Raw genomic sequence first — 1,089 nt, 5'->3', positions numbered from 1 at the left:
GTCCCCGACTCCGCCTCCCTCCTCGACACCCTGGGCCGGCTGGCCGCCGAATCCGTCGACGAACTGCCCGAGGTCGTCCTCGTCCACGAGCGGATCGGCCCCGTCCCCGCGCTCGACCTCATCCGCGAGGTCGCCCTCCGCTTCCCGGCGGTGGGGGTCGTCCTCCTCTCCTCGGACACCGGGCCCGCGCACTTCTCCGCCGCCATGGACTCCGGCGCCCGCGGCCTGATCGGGCTGCCGCCCTCGTACGAGGAACTCGCCGCCCGCGTCCAGGCCGCCGCCCAGTGGGCCGCCGGCGTGCGCCGCCACCTCGGCCGGCCCGCCGACGCGCCGGCCGGGCCCGGCGGGCGGGTGGTCACCGTCGCCGGAGCCAAGGGCGGGGTCGGCACCACCTTCGCGGCGGTGCAGTTCGCGCTGGCCGCGGCCGCGGCCGGGCGGCGCACCGCGCTCGTCGACATGGACCTCCAGGCCGGGGACGTCGGCTCCTACCTCGACGTGCAGTTCCGGCGCTCCATCTCCGACCTCGCCGGGATCCAGGACATCTCCCCGCGGGTGCTGCAGGACGCCGTCTACGACGACCGCACCGGCCTCGCCCTCCTCCTCGCCCCGGCCGACGGCGAACGCGGCGAGGAGGTCGACGACCGCGCCGCCCGGCAGGTCGTCACCGCCCTGCGCAGCCGGTACGAGCTCGTCGTCATCGACTGCGGCACCAACGTGACCGGCGCCAACGCCGCCGCGGTGGAAGGCGCCGACACGGCGGTCCTGGTCACCACCCCGGACGTGGTCTGCGTACGGGCCGCCAAGCGGATGATCCGCATGTGGGAGCGGCTCCAGGTCCGCAAGGCCGAGGACACGGCGGTGCTGGTGAACCGCTGGAGCAAGCACGCCGAGATCCAGCCGGCCCTGATCGAGAAGATCACCAAGACGCGGGTGGTGCGCACCCCCGTGCCGGCGGCGTTCAAGGAGCTCCAGGCAGTGGTCGACGCGGGCCGCGTCCAGGACCTCGACAACCGCTCGACGGTCAAACAGGCCCTGTGGACGGCAGCCGCCGAACTCGGACTCCTCGCCGCCCCCGCCACCCCGCAGGCC

Annotated in this window: 1 protein-coding gene; it reads left to right on the top strand. The window is 75.2% G+C overall.

The window, feature by feature from the left end:
- Positions 1 to 1,089: AAA family ATPase (locus HYE82_RS36705; protein ID WP_179178550.1), on the top strand; the 1,089-nt coding region annotated here is incomplete at both ends.

Source organism: Streptomyces sp. BR123, assembly GCF_013401435.1.
Lineage (GTDB): Bacteria > Actinomycetota > Actinomycetes > Streptomycetales > Streptomycetaceae > Streptomyces.
The sequence above is the reverse complement of the archived record's forward strand: the minus strand, read 5'-3'. Positions and strand labels throughout refer to the sequence as shown.